This window comes from Sphingobium sp. TCM1 (assembly GCF_001650725.1).
In the GTDB taxonomy this organism is placed as follows: domain Bacteria; phylum Pseudomonadota; class Alphaproteobacteria; order Sphingomonadales; family Sphingomonadaceae; genus Sphingobium.
The window spans coordinates 176668-191929 of the sequence record NZ_LXVX01000034.1; the positions used below are offsets into that span (position 1 = coordinate 176668).

Below are 15262 nucleotides of genomic sequence, written 5' to 3' on the forward strand. Positions count from 1 at the left end.
TTCAGATCGCTCCTAGATGACATCACGAAACGGTGAGAGAAGGCAAGCATGGCGGACGAAGTCGAACTGAAGCTCGAACTGACGCCGGACGCCGCCGATGCGTTCGAAGCTTCCGCTTTGCTGCCCGTCAATCCTGAAAAGATCGAGCAGCGGTCGATCTATTTTGATACTCCGGATCATGCTCTGGCGAAGAAGGGGTTTTCGCTGCGCATCCGCCGTTCGGGGAGGAAGCGCACGCAGACCGTGAAGGCGGATGGTGCCAGTGCCGCGGGCCTGTTCGTGCGCTCCGAATGGGGACGTGCGGTCAAGGACGACAAGCCCAACCTCGATGATACCACGCCGGTCCGGGCCATGATTGGCGGCGCGGTCGATACCGTCGCTTCGGTCTTCGAGGTGCGGATCGCGCGGCGCACGTGGATCCTGAGGCAGGACGGCGCGGCGATCGAAATGGTTCTGGACCGCGGCGAGGCGGCGGTGGGGGACCGAACATCGCCGATCAGCGAGATCGAGCTGGAGTTGAAGGCCGGCGATCCGGCCGCATTGTTCACGCTTGCCCGGCGCATCGATGCGGTCGCGCCCGTCCGGCTGAGTGTACAGACCAAGGCCAAGCGGGGCTACCGGCTCACCGGACCGGTCACTACGATGGTCAAGGCAGAGCCGATAGCGCTAACGAGTGACATGACGGCGGCCCATAGCAGGCGACCTGCCGCCGGTTGCTGAAGCTGCGGAAGAACGCCTCGGCATGCAGCACGCCGGCAAACTCGGGACCGATGCCGCGCAGCTGGAGCAGCCGGGCGCTCGCCGGCTCAGCTGCCTCGTCCGTCGCCGCCTCCAGCATCGCGTCGCGCCCGCGCTCCACCTCCTTGATCTGGCGCATGACCAGCTCCAGCCGGTCCAACTCGCGCTCGATCTCGCGCTTCACATGGCAAGGCAGCGGCCGACCGTCACCGGTGACTAGTTCCTCCAGCCGCGCGCGCCGGTTCGTGCGCAGTGGTTCGTAATCGCCGACCTCTCGCGCGAACAGCAGGCCCTTGATGCGGTTGACGTGCCGGATGCGTTCGACGACCAGCGAGCGCCGCTCGCGGCAGACGCGCCGGCGGTCTTCGTCCTCTGCGCTCGGCACTGTCACCATGGCACAGACCCGCGGCTCGCCGCGCTTGTAGGCAAGCAGCGTGCGGACCAGCGCCTCGCCGTCGAGCTTGTCCGTCTTCGCGCGCTGGCTGCGCCACGAGGCCGCGATCGAGGCGGCATCGACGACATGGCTCTCGATGCCTTCGCGCACGAGGCAGCGGTGAATCCAGAAGCCGTCCAGCCCCGCCTCCTGGATGACGACCAGCGGATACTGCTCGCCCGTCCGCTCCCGCGCCTTCGCCTGCAACTGCGCGAACCGCTCCAGCAGTGCCGGCACGTCGCTGGCCTTCCCCTGATGGCGTGAAATGCGCCCGCAGCCACCCGGCGCCAGCGACGTCACCAGCCAAGTGGAACGGCTCAACTCGAGCGACACGAAGATCGCGTTCAGCTGCGTGCTGACGGCGGCATGGGACGGAATGGACGCGGGCAATCTCCTTCGACAAAGCGGGAAGGCCAGTCTGCCTTTTTGAAGTCACCTATCTTTCTCAAGCGACCGCAGCTTCTCTTGCTCATCGTGAAGGAGTTTGCGGATTTCATTATGTCTGTCGCGATGGGCGGCATTGTGGAGAAGCGCCTGGAAGCGCAGGATATTCTCGTTGTGCGCCCAGGATCGCTTCTCGAAGTCGCTCCGACCGCTCCCGCCATCACACGCCATTTGCAATGCTCCCGCTAGCGACCTGCCTACGGGCGAGCGGAGCGCCGCTGGCGGCGATCCTATCGCCTCAGCGTGTCGGAGTGCACAGAGTGATGACCGTTCGCGCGCGTGTCTGTTCGATGTCGAACATAGCAGCAGCGGTTCTGAATCTTTCCCGAAAAGTCAGCCGCCCGGCTGCGTTTCCGGGCCAAACAACCGATTCATCTCTGTGGTGGTCTCGGCGTAACACTCGCACGACGTCTCCTCGAGACCCGGCCGGTCGACGATCGTAATGATCCCGCGCACATAATCGATGTATCCTGCCCGATGGAGCACCTTGGCGGTCAGCGAGACGCTGGAGCGGGTCGTTCCAAGCATCGTCGCGAGGAACTCGTGGGTGAGGGGAAAGGTGTCGGCAAGGGCGCTGTCATGGCTCGTCAGCAACCAACGACAGCAGCGCTCCTCGAGCGTATGCAGTCGGTTACAGGCCGCAGTTTGTGCGAGCTGGCCAAAGGCGAAGCGCCAGTACCGCTCCATCATCCGCCTCAGATCGCGGTCTCGCTCGAGCTCGCGCGAAAGGAAAGTTCGGCTGATCTTGAGCGCGCTGCCCGGCACCTGCACCATCGTCTCGGTGATCGCCACATCGACGCCGAACAGTGCATTGGAATCGGTGATGCCCTCGACACCGATCGCGCCCACTTCGACGGAGCGGCCATCACGCATCACCTTGACCATCGAGACGATGCCGCGGTTTACGAAATAGAGATGTTGGATCAACCCGTTAACATGATCGATGACCGCCCCCGACTCCGTCTGGATAAGCTCCATCTCGGGTGTCAGCCGTGCGAGCGTCGCCGGAGGCAGCGCGAGCAACAGGCGGTTGGTGATTGGTTCCCTTTCACTGACCATCGTAATGCGCTCCGCCTGACCGACGGTGCGCATGCAAGAGACGGTCGATCGTGTCGCCGACGGCTCCTTCGCGAAACGGCGTCTCGATCACCGCTCCAAAGCCGAGTCTGGCAGCTCGCTCCTGAAGGTCCGGGGTGGAGTAGGCGGTAATCAATATGGCGGGTCCATTCCAATCCCGCGAACGCAGGCACGACAAAATCTCGAAGCCGTCGAGTTCGCGGAACCGATAGTCCGCCACCAGGCAGGCAGCGCTTGTGCAAAACGGATCGTCGAGCAGTGTCTTTCCGCTCGCGTGCGCCCTGACGTCGTAGCCCCGCGCCCGCAAGACCAGCTGAAGCGATCGCCTGACGGCAGGATCGTCTCCTGCAAGCAGGATCTTCGGCTGTCCTGAATCCGAAGCGATGTTCGGGTACCTCATGTTGTTCCGTTCGGAGAGGAGATATTGCATCGTTTCCGATAGCGGGCGCTCCTATGCGATGCGTTACGTAAAGCCCCGGATGAGGCGTCATTACGCACGCCCCGGTTCAATGGACGGCGCAGGCCAGAAAATCCAGAAAATGGCGGCCATGACGGCTATCCAGAACAGAACGATCGCAACGGCGGCTTTCCTGCTGATGGCAGTGACCCAGCGCTTCTGCCTGGGCGCGAAACTCCGCAATCAGTTTCGCCGGAGTTGATCGAGCAGGGCTTGCCCGATGCGCGTGCGAAGCTCCTGTACGACGCACTGAATCCCATCAGCGCAGATTTTGCCTTCTGGCTGGCGATCAGGGTCGCGCGGGCGTCCGTCGTGCGGTTCCTCGGCGTTCCGCCCGAGGTCGAGACCAATGCGCCGCGCGAAGAGCGCGCGTATCACCGCGATCATGCGCGGCATACTTCCGTTGTCGAGACGCGCTGCCGGCCTCCAGAACGATGGCGAGAACAAGATCGTGCCGTGGCCGTTGGAGAAGATCGTGGTTCCTACGCTCATCATCTCGGCGGCGGATGACCTCTTCAAGACCCTGCCGGGCGCCCGGTTCACGGCAGCGCATGTTCCTGGCGCTCGGTTGAAGGTCTTCGAGACGGGTGGACACCTCATGGTGTCGCGCGGCGACGAGGTGCGCAGGACGATCGACGAATTCCTCCGCCGCCCGCCCGATCCCGCCGATGGCCGGACCGCTTGAGGGCGCCATGAACAGGCGGACCTTTCTTGTCGGAATCGGTGGTGCGGTCGTACTCGCCGGATCGGGCGCGGTTGCGTGGAGATCGTCGGTGGGATCGATGGCCGACTATGAGGACTATGCGCGACACCTACGCGTCCCGCTGGCCGGGAAGTCGAGCCTCCGGGAAATCATCCGCTATGCGACACTCGCGGCCAACGGTCACAATACGTAGCCCTGGCGATTCCGGGTAAAGGACAACGCTATCGATCTCGTTCCGGACTATGGGCGACGCACTGGCGATGAATCGCTACCAAAGTCCCGAACGATGCATTTTCTGTCGCGCGAAGACTTTGTGCGGCGCGGGCGCTCGCCGCCTAGCGCATCTCGAAAAGCTCCTGATTGAACTGCGATCCTGTCAGACCCCGCGACGTCATTGCGGCACACAGGCTCTTTCCAAAAGCAGCCGGACCGCAAAACCAGATGTCTGCCTCGATCCAGTCAGGCACCAGGTCGGCCAATCGATCCAATGTCAAAAAGCCGTCACGGGGCGTGACAAACAGGTGGAAGCGGACGCCCGCTTTCTCGGCGAGATCGCGAACTTGCCCGACAAAACCATCGTCGGGCGCCGCGGTCGAATAGAAAAGGTCGATACCGCCTCCCTGACCGGTCCCGGCAAGTGCCTGGAGGCGTGCGATGAAGGGGGTGATGCCAACGCCGCCCGCGATCCAGATCTGTCGGGCGCGGTTGCCCTGGAAATCGAAGCACCCATAGGGGCCTTCGATCGTCACGGGCTGGCCTACATGGAGCAGGTCCGGGAGCTTGCGCGTATAGTCGCCTAGGCCCTTGATGCTGAAGGCCAGATGGCCGTCATTATGCCATGCCGAGGAGAGGGTGAAGGGATGGGCGCCTTCACGATCGTCGGTCTTGAGGAAGGCGAACTGCCCGGCTTGATGGCCCGGCCACGCCGTCCCGACATCGACTGCCACGTCGAGAACGGCATTGCCGGGATAGATCACGAGCCGCGTGATCACCCCGGCCGCCCGGCGCGAATAGCCAATGCGCCGGAACAGGGCTGTTGTGGCGGCAACCGTGCCCGCCGCGAGCAGGACGATCATCAGCAGCCCCAGAGGCGCGGTCCAGTAGGTGCGGTCCATCAAAACCACGGCATGGAACACGAGCACGAGGAAGATCGGCGCAGTCAGGCGATGCGCCTTGAAGAACCAGTGATACGGGAACTTCTTCCAGAGCGCGAGCAGGACGAGCACGATCAGGATGTAGAGCGCGATCTCGCCCAGCTCGGTGGCGGCGCCGCGCAAACCGTCCAGAAGATTGGCGCCAGCGGCCGGGCCGCTTCCCCTTGGTCGGCTTGGACGAACCAGCCAGCCCTGACCCACCATCCAGCGTGGGATGATCTCGAGCAGCCAATGGGCCAGCGCGAGAAGCAGGCCAGCTACGCCAAACCATTTATGGAGACGGTAGAATTTGTCGAGGCCGCCAAGCGCGCCTTCGATCTGCACTGGCCGCGCCGCCAGCACCACGCCCGCCGCCATGAAGCCGATGGCGAGAATGCCGGTGAGGTAGATGAGTTCGTGGCGGACCGCCCAGAAACCGCCCGTCAAGGCCCCGGTGCGCAGGCTTAGCAGCCAGGCAACGACGAGAATCAGAGCGAGGGCAACAGGAAGAAGTTTCAGCCGGGTCAATCGCATCGCACACGTCACTCCAGAGCAGTATCGCCTGCTTCTCCCGGCCCGGCGCATTGAGCCCTCACGATACATGCAGCGCCATGGGCCGTCAGGCAGTTCGTATTGCTACGTAAGTCGAGCTTCAGGGGCTCGGGTAAATGATGCCAGTGGCCCATGGCGGCAAACTGCGGAGCTTCCGCGCGCCTGTGTTAGGCTTATGTTCTTCCAGACCGAAAATCGAGGCATATCGACCATGGCCGAACCCGACGCCCTTCCGCGCTATCGTTCCAATCTTCAGGGCGAGGTTGACGGCGCGGCGATCTATGCAGCGCTTGCAGAGAGCGAGGCCGATCCCAAGCTCGCCGAAGTGTTCCGGCGGCTTGCCGCCGTCGAGGAGGCGCATGGCGATTTCTGGCGCAAACGGATCGAGGCGAAAGGCGCGCAGTTCCGTCCAACGCCTTCTGCACGAGCACGCATACTCGCGCGGCTCGCGCGGCGATTCGGCCCCGCTTTCGTGCTGCCGACGCTGGCCGCGAACGAGACGCGCGATAGCGCCGCCTATGACAACCAGCCGGAAGCGCGGGGCGCGGGCCTGCCGGCAGACGAGCGCTCGCACGCGCTGCTCATGCGCGCGGCCGCCGGCAAGGGCGGCCTCTCCGGTCCCACACTGGCGCTGCTGGAAGGCCGGCATCGTGGTGGCGGCAACACGCTACGCGCCGCCGTGCTCGGCGCCAATGACGGGCTCGTCTCGAACATGAGCCTCGTCATGGGCGTCGCGGGTGCGGCGGTCGCCGAACAGACACTGCTACTCATCGGCTTTGCCGGCTTGGTCGCCGGTGCCTGTTCGATGGCGATGGGCGAATGGCTGTCGGTCACCAGTTCGCGCGAGCTCTACCAGAGCCAGATCGCAACCGAGGCGGAGGAACTGCGCGAGGTGCCCGACGAGGAGCGCGAGGAATTGGTCCTCATCTACCAGGCCAAGGGCATCGATGAACTGCAGGCCCGAGCCCTAGCGGACAAGCTGCTGAGCAATGAAGACACCGCGCTGGATACACTGGCGCGCGAGGAACTGGGGATCGATCCTGATCAGCTCGGGGGTTCCGCGTGGACCGCCGCGATTTGGTCCTTCCTGCTTTTTTCGGCAGGAGCCATCGTTCCGGTCGCGCCGTTCCTGTTTCTCTCCGGGCGTACCGCTCTCATCGGCAGCTTTGCCGCGAGCGGCTTCGCGCTGGCGCTGATCGGCGCGGGGACGAGCCTGTTCACCGGACGGAGCGCCTTGTTCTCGGCTGTGCGACAGCTCCTCATCGGTCTCGCTGCGGCCGGGATTACCTATGGAGCGGGCGCAATTGTCGGAACATCGCTCGGCTGACGTATTCCCATCGCCGTCAGGCTGCCGTCAGTCGTCGCCGCTAATCTCCTGTTGAAGGAGAAGGCGATGGTCACCGGGAAACTCGTTCGCGAGAATGCGCTGAAGGTCTGGGACGTGCCGCTCAGACTGTTCCACTGGTTCCTTGTTGCGGCAATTGCGATCGCATTCCTTTCCTCGGAGGGCGACAGTCCTATCGCCGCATGGCACATTGCGGCCGGTTGGATGGCTGCGGTGCTCATTGTCTTTCGCCTGGTTTGGGGGGGCGTCGGCGGCGAGCATGCCCGCTTCGTTAATTTCGTTCGGCCATCCCTTGTTGCTGGCCATATTCGCTCCCTCCTGTCTCGCGATCCGGAACATTCGGTCGGCCACAATCCGCTCGGTGCGCTAGCGGTTCTCGCCCTGCTCGCGGGTGTCGCTGCCGTCTTATGGACGGGCATCCAGCTCGATGCGGGCAGGGGAAGCGAAGATCTCCACGAAGCACTGGCCTACGGGCTCCTGGCGCTGATCGGCATCCATGTGGTGGCCGTCATCGCGATGTCGATGGTGACGCGCGAGAATCTCGTGCGGGCGATGATCACAGGCCGCAAGCGCACCGCCCTCCATGCCGGCGCCCGTGATGCCCGCGCGCCCGGCCCGATGGCATTGCTGGCTGGCGGCGCAGTGATCGCCGCGACGGTCGTCGCGATCCTCCGGTTCGACGCTGCTGCTTTCGGGCCGAGGCTGGAGACCGAGCGAGGCGAACGGTACGGCGGCGATCATCAGTCCAGTGAGTCTGCGGAAGGCACCGACAAGGATTGAAACATTGCATTCATGCTCGATCCTCGCGACGACTGCCGCAGGGGCCGGCGTTCGCGGTGCACATAGCGTGTCGAGCACAGCAGCCGGACCCAGGAGAATGATGCGTCGTGCGTGTGCTTATCGTCGAGGACAATGACCGGCTGGCGATACTGATCGCCGAAGGTCTGCAACGCCGGGGCTTCTCGTGCGATATTGCCGGCAGCCTGGCCAGCGCCGACAACGCCATGGACGGCGCGGCTTATGACGCCATCGTGTTGGACCTGGGCCTGCCCGACGGCGACGGGATCGACTGGCTGGCCACCAGGCGCCGGTGCGGCCAGGTTCCGCCAGCCATCATCCAGACCGCGCGCGGCGCCCTGGAGGACCGCGTGACCGGCCTGGATGCCGGCGCGGACGACTATGTGGTCAAGCCGGTCGAGATCGATGAACTTGCCGCGCGGATTCGCGCGTTGCTGCGACGGCCCGGCCCTCGCATGCAGTCCGTATTGGAGGTCGGTGACCTGACGTTCGATGCTGCCAGGCGTAGCGCGCGCTATTGCGGCAGGGCGATCGAGCTGTCCCGGCGCGAGGCGGACTTGCTGGAGTTGCTGATGCGCCGGGCCGGGACCGTGGTGTCGCGCGGCGCCATCGAGGAGGCCCTCTACAGCTTTAACGAGCCGGTGACGCCCAATGCCGTGGAGGCAGCGATGTCGCGATTGCGGCGCAAGCTCGACGACGCCGGAGCGAGCGACAGCCTGCACACGATCCGAGGCGTCGGCTACATGCTGCGGGAAACCGCGATATGACTCGCCGCCGATCCGTTGCCCGAAGATTGATCCGCGGATTGGGGGTCGTCAGCCTGGTCGGCGCTGTATTGCTGCTTGGCGCGGTTGCCTTCTTCTATCGCCTATCCTTCGCCGATCTCAGCGCCAGGGATGCCACGATCCGTGCGATTCGCGAGATGCTGGAGCATGTCGCGCTGCCGCTGCTGGTGCTGATGGTGCCCATGGCGTTCGTCAGCCTCCGGGTCATTCGCCAGGCATTCGTGCCCATGGCGGAAGCCGCCGAGCAGATCGAAGCGGCCCGCGGACATGAACGCGGCTTTCGGATCGATACGTCGCAGATTCCTGCGGAGGCCTTGCCGTTCACGGGTGCCGTCAACGATCTCCTCGCGCGCCTCGATGACGCGGCCGCCCGGCAGGAGGCATTTGCCGCCGACGTGGCCCACGAACTGCGCACGCCGCTCGCTGTCCTCTCGCTTGAGCTGGACCGGCTCGATAATGCCGACGCCAGCCGCCTGAAGAGCGATGTGGCGGCGATGCGGCGGCTGATCGACCAGTTGATGCTGCTCGCTCAGATCGATGCCGCCACAGCGGCGCAAATAGCGCCCGAGACAGTGCCGCTCGCTGACGTGGCGAGGGACGTCGTCAGCCTGTTGGCGCTCGGCGTGATTGCGGCTGGTCGGACGATCATGCTGGAGGCCGACACGGAGGCTCCGGTCGTGCGCGGCCGGCGCGAGGCGATTGCGGCGGCGCTGCGCAATCTCATCGAAAATGCAGTCCGCGCGACGCCGGTCGGTGGCGTCGTCCAGGTCCATGTCGGTCCCGGTCCCTCGATCCGGGTGAGGGACGAAGGACCTGGCCTTTCCCCTGACCGCCTGCATGACCTGGTCCGCCGTCACAGCCGCGCCGACCATGCCAGCAAGGATGGCGCGGGGCTGGGTCTCGCGATCGTCGAGCGGATCATGGCCGCGCATGGCGGCACGCTGACGACCGATCCCGAAGTGCGCGAATTGTCGCTGCGCTTCCCGGACAACAGCTAAATCTTCTCGCCGTCAGGGAGCGGTCAGCTTGTTCCTCTAGCGGAGAGGCATGAACAGCCGAGCCTATCTTTCCATTGGCGCCGTGGCGCTGGTCGGCATCGTGTCCGGCCTTTGGTGGATCACGGCGAACCCGAACGCGCCAGCCCCCCCTGCGGCGCGGCCGGAGGCGGTGCCAGGAAATGCGGGGAGCGTTTCCGGAGACCTCAAGGTCGACAGCAAGCGGATCGCCCAGCTTGGCATCCGCCTCGCTCCCGCGGTCGCTGCGCAGGATGCCCCGCTCGCGATGGTGCCGGCGGTGATCCAGCCGCCCGCCAATGCGCGCGTGGCGGTGGCCGCGACCTTTCCGGGCGTGGTGATGCGCACGCTGGTGGTCGAAGGCGACACGGTGCGGCAGGGACAGCCACTGGCGATCATTTCGAGCCGCGAGGTTCTGATGATGGGCGCGGACCTGACCCGCGCGAACGCACGGCTGGGTGTCGCCCGGTCGAATGCCGCGCGGCTCTCGCAACTCAGCCGGGAGGGCATCATTGCCGGTGCGCGCGCCGATGAGGCTCGTGCGATGGCCGTGGAAACCAGCGCCGACGTTTCCGAGAAGGCGCGTATCCTGCGCATGGTCAACGGCCATGGTGCAAGCGGCAACTATACGCTGACGGCGCCAATCGCGGGCCGCATCACCACGGCCAGCATCCAGACCGGAAATTCGGTGGATGGCACGACCGCGCCTTATGTGATCGATGCAGCGAACCGCTACGAAGTGCTTGGCCAGTTGCCCGAGCGCCTGGTGGGACTGGTCCACCCGGGCATGGTGGTGCGGATCGATCCGGACATACAGGGCCGCGTGACCGCTGTGGGATCCACGATCGATCCGGCGACCCGTTCTGCCAGCGTAAAGGCCGAGATTGCCGCCGGTCCGGGCATCGTGGCGGGAAGGGCGACCAATCTGCTGATTTCCGGCCCGGCGCCTGCGGGCGCGGTAGGCGTGCCTGCAGCCGCTGTCGCAACGATGGGTGGCCGGACTGTCGTCTTCGTCGCCACCAGGGGCGGCTTTGCGGTGCGCGAGGTGAAGAGCGGCGGGGCGAATGGAAGCCGGGCGGTCTTGTTGTCGGGCGTGAAGCCCGGCGAGCAGGTGGTCATCGCCGGCACGAGCGCGCTCAAAGCGCTCGCCTTGTCGCGGTAACCGGCCAATGCTGCGCTCACTGGTCGCGACGGCGCTGTCCTATCGCCTGCTCGTCCTTGCTCTCGCCCTGACCGTTGCAGGCCTCGGCGCATGGGCGTTCGTGAACCTGCCCGTCGATGCCTATCCCAATATCGCCCAGACGCAGGTCAAGATGATCCTCAAGGCGCCAGGCATGACGCCCGAGGAGGTGGAGAGCCGCGTCATCGCGCCGATCGAAATGGAGATGTTGGGCATCCCCAACCAGGCAATCCTGCGCTCGACCGCCAAATATGCGATTGCCGACATCACGATCGACTTCACCGACGGCACCGACATCTATTGGGCCCGCCAGCAGGTTGCCGAGCGCCTGTCCGGCGTGATGGCCGATCTGCCCGCGTCGGTCGGCGGCGGCCTCGCCCCAATCTCGACGCCGCTCTCCGACGTCTACATGTTCACGATCGAGGGGCCGCTCAACCTTCAGCAAAAGCGCGAGCTGCTCGACTGGACGATCCGGCCCGCGCTCAGGACCGTGCCCGGTGTCGCCGACGTCAACGCGCTCGGCGGCTATGTGCGGACGTTCGAGGTGAGGCCAGATCCGGTGGCGCTCGCGAGCGCGAAGCTTTCGATCGCCGACCTGCGAGGTGCGATCGAGAGCGGTAACCGCAACGACGGCGCGGGACGCCTTACGACTGGCGAGGAAGCGCTGATCGTGCGCGCGGTCGGCGCGATCCGCACGGTCGAGGATCTCCAATCGCTGGTGATCGCCAGCCGAGACGGTCGCGTCGTCCGGCTGGGCGATGTCGCCTCCGTCGGGACCGGCAGTCTCACTCGCTACGGTGCGGTCACCAAGAATGGCGAGGGCGAGGCGGTCGAAGGGCTGGTGATCGCCTTGCGCGGCGCGGATGCCCGCCAGGTTGTCGAGGGCGTGCGCGCCCGGCTTGCCGAGCTTCAGAAGACTCTGCCGGCCGGTACTCGTATCGATGTCTTCTACGATCGGTCCGATCTCATCGGCCGCGCCGTCGGCACGGTCGAGGAAGCGCTGCTCGAAGCCACGATCCTAGTGATTATCCTGCTCATCCTGTTCCTGGGCGACTGGCGCGCCGCCGCGATCGTCGCCGCGACATTGCCGATGGCGGCGCTCATCACCTTCCTGTTCATGCGCGGCATGGGCCTGTCGGCGAACCTGATGAGTCTGGGCGGCCTCGCCATCGCGATCGGCATGCTGGTCGATGGCGCGGTGGTGGTGGTCGAGAATATCGTCGAGCGGCTGGGGCGGGCGCATGAAGAAGGCCATCCACGCCTCAACCTGATCTTCCAGGCGTCAAGCGAGGTCATCGTGCCGGTCTCGGCCGGCATCCTCATCATCGCGCTGGTCTTTTTGCCGCTACTTGCGCTTCAGGGTCTCGAGGGCAAGCTGTTCGCCCCGGTCGCGCTGACCATCGTCTTCGCGCTCGCCGGATCGCTGCTGCTGGCGCTGACGCTGGTTCCGGTGCTCTCGTCATTTGGGCTTAAGAACGGTCATCATGGCGAGCCCTGGATCATGCGCCAGCTCTCGCCGCGTTACCATGCGCTGCTGGAGACTGCGTTTGCGCACAAGCGGGTGGTCTATGGACTGGCGGCCGCGGGTCTGGTGATTGCCGGTATGGCCTATGGCGCGGTCGGCAAGACCTTCATGCCAACGATGGACGAGGGCTCGGTGATCGTCCAGCTGACCAAGCTGCCTTCGATCAGCCTCGACCAGTCGGTGAAGGGCGATCTGGCGGTGCAGCGCCTGCTGCGCGCCGTGCCCGAAGTGCAGGACGTGATTGCCCGCGTCGGCGCGGACGAGATCGGCCTCGATCCGATGGGTCCGAACGAGACCGACAGCTTCGTGCGCCTGAAGCCGCAGTCCGAATGGCGCGGCGACAAGGACTTCGTCGTCGGCGAGATGCGCAAGGCGATCGAGGGACTGCCCGGCATCCAGCCGAGCTTCACCCAGCCGATCGAGATGCGCGTCTCCGAAATGTTGACCGGCGCGCGCGGCGACCTCGCGGTCAAGATCTTCGGCCCTGACCTTGCGACGCTGGGGGATCTCGCCGGACAGGTCCAGCACGCGCTCCAGGGCATTCGCGGCGCCTCTGAGGTGCTGACCGTCGCCAATGACAGCGTCGATTATCTCCAGCTCGACATCGACCGCACCGCCGCGGGGCGGTTCGGCATGCCGGTCGATCAGTTGCAGGATGCCCTGCGCGCGCAGGTGGAAGGCGTCCGGGCCGGCATCGTGGCCGAGGGGCAGAAGCGCGTGCCCATCGTCATCCGGGGGGATGAGAGCCTGCGCGCCGATCCCGTCCGCTTCGCCGATCTGCAACTGAAGACACCCGATGGCGTGCTGGCGCGTGTGAGCGACATGGCCCGCGTCGAGAGGACCGAAGGGCCGGTCAAGCTCGACCATGAGAACGGCTCCCGCTTCGCGCTGGTGCAGGCCTTCGTCTCGGGCCGCGACCTGGTGGGCTATGTCGACGAGGCCAAGGCGGCGGTGGCGGCAAAGGTCAAGCTGCCGGCCGGATATCGCATCGTCTGGGGCGGTCAGTTCGAGAACCAGCAGCGCGCCTCGGCCCGGCTGATGCTCGTCATCCCGATGGCGCTGCTGCTCATCTTCTGCGTGCTGCTGGCGACGCTCCGGTCACTGCGCGCCGCGATTCTCATCCTGCTCAACATCCCCTTCGCGATGGTGGGTGGCGTCGTGTCGCTCTGGGCGTCGGGCGAATATCTTTCGGTGCCCGCGTCGGTCGGCTTCATCGCCCTGCTTGGCATCGCGGTGCTGAACGGGCTCGTGCTCGTGGCTTATTTCCGCCAGCTCCTCGCGGAGGGCTACGACATGGCCGAGGCAGTACGGCAGGGCGCGGAGCGCAGGCTGCGCCCGGTGCTGATGACCGCCAGCATCACCGCCTTCGGCCTCGTGCCCCTGCTGTTCGCCAGTGGCCCCGGTTCGGAGATCCAGCGCCCGCTCGCGATCGTCGTCATCGGTGGGCTCATCACCTCCACGCTGCTGACGCTCGTCCTGCTGCCGATCCTGTTCGAGCGCTTTGGCGAAAGTGCCAGGGAAACCGAAAATGCCTGACCTGCTTCTGACCTTCCATTGCGCGATCCGGGACGTGGAGGCGGTCGTGGAGGCGCTCCGCTCCATCGCGCAGGCGCCGATCCATATTCGCGAAGAAGCGGTGCGCGGGCGGGATTTCAGCGATGCGCGAACGGCCGAGCAGGTGACGGGCAATCTCCGGCGCAGCGCGATCGAGCTCATAGTCGCCGATGCCACCCTGGACGAGGTGGTCCGGGCGGTAACGGACTCTCGGCACGAGCAGCCGGTGCGATGGCGCGCCCTGTCGGTGGTCCACCGGGGGAGGATCGCATGAGGCCATCCGTCCTTGCCTTGGCCGTGCTCCTGTCGCTGGCCCCTGGCCCGCTGCACGCCCAACGCGCCGACCTTCCACCGGTCGAGAAGATCAATGAAGCGCTCGACAACCATCCGACTGTTGCCGCCGCAGCAGCGAGAGTCGCAGCCGCTCGGGCGCAGGGCGACATGCTGCGCAAGGGCACCCATGAGGTTCTGGTCACCAGCAGCTATATTCGCCGCAGCGTTGACCGCGAGGGCGGTTATGACGAGTTCGACGCAACCATCTCACGTCCGTTTCGCTTGCCCGGCAAGGCGGCGCTCGACCGCAAGTCGGGAGCGCTCGGCGTCGAGGTGGCGGAGAACCAGATGGAGGATGCCCGCCACCAGGCGGCCTTGATGTTCTCCGGCCTCTGGCATGACTGGCTCACCGCCGGCAGCCTTCACCGCAACGACCTCGATACGGCGCGCTCGCTCGAGGCGGCGCTGGCCGCGCTGCAACGCCGCGTCCAGCTGCGCGATGCCTCGGCGCTCGATCTCGATCAGGCGTCGGCGGCCCTCGCCCAGGCGAGGGCGCAGGCCGCTGCATCGCGCTCGGCCCGCGAGCAGGCGCGCGTGACACTCGCGGCCACATTTCCGGAGATACCGCTCCCGCCCGAGCCGCCCGAGCTGGCCTTGCCGGAACTGCCGCAGCAGGATCTCGAAGCCATGCGGGGGCTGGTGATCGAGCGCAGCCATGAGATCCGGGCCGCCGACGGCGAGGCGCAGCGGCTCGCTGTCGTCGCGAGGCGGGTTCGGGCGGACCGGGTTGCCGATCCATCCTTTGGGTTCCGTTTGTTCAGCGAGCGCAGTGGCATGGAGCAAGGCGCCGGTGTGGTCGCTTCCATCCCGTTGGGCGGCGGTTATCGACGTGCCGCGGCCGATCAGGCCTCAGCCCAGGCGAGCGCTGCCAGCCTCGAACTTGCCAATGTCCAGCGAGCGGTCGCCGCCATCGCCGATGCTGACTTGTCCAACGCGCGCACCCGGCTGGAGGCGTGGCAAAGCGCACAGGAATCGGCGCAAAGCGCGGCGCAGGCGGCCGGAAGGACCGAGCGGGGTTACCAACTCGGCGAGATTGATCTGGCCGACATGCTCTATGCCCGCCGGCAGGCCAAGGACAGCCGACGCTCGGAAATCGAGGCGCGCTCCGAAGCGGCCCGCGCCTTGCTGAAGCTGCAGATAGACTCGCACAGCATCTGGGCGCCCGACGAGAATGCGCAATAAATAACGTCGT

General features: G+C 65.7%; 14 protein-coding genes and 1 pseudogene. 11 read left to right on the forward strand and 4 right to left on the reverse strand.

The window, feature by feature from the left end:
* The first annotated feature begins 48 nt into the window (after positions 1–48).
* Positions 49–720 (forward strand): CYTH domain-containing protein, encoded by a 672-nt coding sequence (locus tag A7Q26_RS17855; protein WP_084439192.1) that lies wholly within the window; start codon positions 49–51, stop codon positions 718–720.
* On the opposite strand, the pseudogene A7Q26_RS17860 reads toward A7Q26_RS17855, so the two are convergent.
* From A7Q26_RS17860 to A7Q26_RS17875, 3 genes and pseudogenes are all read right to left on the reverse strand, one after another.
* Positions 692–1561, reverse strand: a pseudogene (locus tag A7Q26_RS17860) (IS110 family transposase); the annotation flags it as partial. The gene A7Q26_RS17855 and the pseudogene A7Q26_RS17860 overlap by 29 nt on opposite strands.
* 387 nt (positions 1562–1948) lie before the next feature.
* Positions 1949–2707 carry a Crp/Fnr family transcriptional regulator gene (locus A7Q26_RS17870; RefSeq protein WP_084439193.1) on the reverse strand — a complete coding sequence of 253 codons (759 nt, stop codon included), beginning with the start codon at positions 2705–2707 and terminating at the stop codon, positions 1949–1951.
* Complete coding sequence (locus A7Q26_RS17875) at positions 2664–3122, reverse strand: response regulator (RefSeq protein ID WP_025291865.1); 459 nt, start codon at positions 3120–3122, stop codon at positions 2664–2666. Before A7Q26_RS17875 ends, A7Q26_RS17870 begins: the two co-directional genes overlap by 44 nt.
* Before the next feature lie 376 nt (positions 3123–3498).
* Between A7Q26_RS17875 and A7Q26_RS17885 the strand changes: the two genes are divergently transcribed.
* Positions 3499–3834: an alpha/beta fold hydrolase gene (locus tag A7Q26_RS17885; RefSeq protein WP_066862220.1), complete on the forward strand. Its 336-nt coding sequence runs from the start codon at positions 3499–3501 to the stop codon at positions 3832–3834.
* Positions 3835–3841: 7 nt separating this feature from the next.
* Positions 3842–4045, forward strand: a complete 204-nt coding sequence (locus A7Q26_RS17890; protein ID WP_157102604.1) for a hypothetical protein — start codon at positions 3842–3844, stop codon at positions 4043–4045.
* A 142-nt stretch (positions 4046–4187) separates the two neighbouring features.
* On the opposite strand, the gene A7Q26_RS17895 is transcribed toward A7Q26_RS17890, so the two are convergent.
* Positions 4188–5519, reverse strand: a complete 1332-nt coding sequence (locus tag A7Q26_RS17895) for a ferredoxin reductase family protein (protein ID WP_066862224.1) — start codon at positions 5517–5519, stop codon at positions 4188–4190.
* A 229-nt stretch (positions 5520–5748) separates the two neighbouring features.
* Here A7Q26_RS17895 and A7Q26_RS17900 point away from each other — a divergent pair, with 229 nt between their 5' ends.
* The 8 genes from A7Q26_RS17900 to A7Q26_RS17935 all read left to right on the forward strand — a co-directional run bounded on the left by A7Q26_RS17900 (position 5749) and on the right by A7Q26_RS17935 (position 15252).
* The gene (locus A7Q26_RS17900; protein WP_066862905.1) at positions 5749–6864 is read left to right on the forward strand and encodes a VIT1/CCC1 transporter family protein; all 1116 of its coding nucleotides are present in this window, start codon (positions 5749–5751) and stop codon (positions 6862–6864) included.
* Positions 6865–6930: 66 nt separating this feature from the next.
* Positions 6931–7662, forward strand: coding sequence for a cytochrome b/b6 domain-containing protein (locus A7Q26_RS17905; RefSeq protein ID WP_066862227.1), 732 nt, complete (start codon positions 6931–6933; stop codon positions 7660–7662).
* Positions 7663–7769: 107 nt separating this feature from the next.
* Positions 7770–8447: a winged helix-turn-helix domain-containing protein gene (locus tag A7Q26_RS17910; protein ID WP_066862230.1), complete on the forward strand. Its 678-nt coding sequence runs from the start codon at positions 7770–7772 to the stop codon at positions 8445–8447.
* Positions 8444–9463 carry a sensor histidine kinase gene (locus A7Q26_RS17915; RefSeq protein ID WP_066862234.1) on the forward strand — a complete coding sequence of 340 codons (1020 nt, stop codon included), beginning with the start codon at positions 8444–8446 and terminating at the stop codon, positions 9461–9463. The genes A7Q26_RS17910 and A7Q26_RS17915 overlap by 4 nt, the downstream gene beginning before the upstream one ends.
* A 49-nt stretch (positions 9464–9512) precedes the next feature.
* A complete protein-coding gene (locus A7Q26_RS17920; protein ID WP_066862237.1) occupies positions 9513–10640 on the forward strand; it encodes an efflux RND transporter periplasmic adaptor subunit in 1128 nt (375 codons plus the stop codon).
* Between the two features lie 7 nt (positions 10641–10647).
* A complete protein-coding gene (locus tag A7Q26_RS17925) occupies positions 10648–13719 on the forward strand; it encodes an efflux RND transporter permease subunit (RefSeq protein WP_066862240.1) in 3072 nt (1023 codons plus the stop codon).
* Positions 13712–14011 (forward strand): DUF3240 family protein, encoded by a 300-nt coding sequence (locus A7Q26_RS17930; protein ID WP_066862243.1) that lies wholly within the window; start codon positions 13712–13714, stop codon positions 14009–14011. The genes A7Q26_RS17925 and A7Q26_RS17930 overlap by 8 nt, the downstream gene beginning before the upstream one ends.
* Positions 14008–15252 (forward strand): TolC family protein, encoded by a 1245-nt coding sequence (locus A7Q26_RS17935; RefSeq protein ID WP_066862246.1) that lies wholly within the window; start codon positions 14008–14010, stop codon positions 15250–15252. The genes A7Q26_RS17930 and A7Q26_RS17935 overlap by 4 nt, the downstream gene beginning before the upstream one ends.
* Positions 15253–15262: the final 10 nt, after the last annotated feature.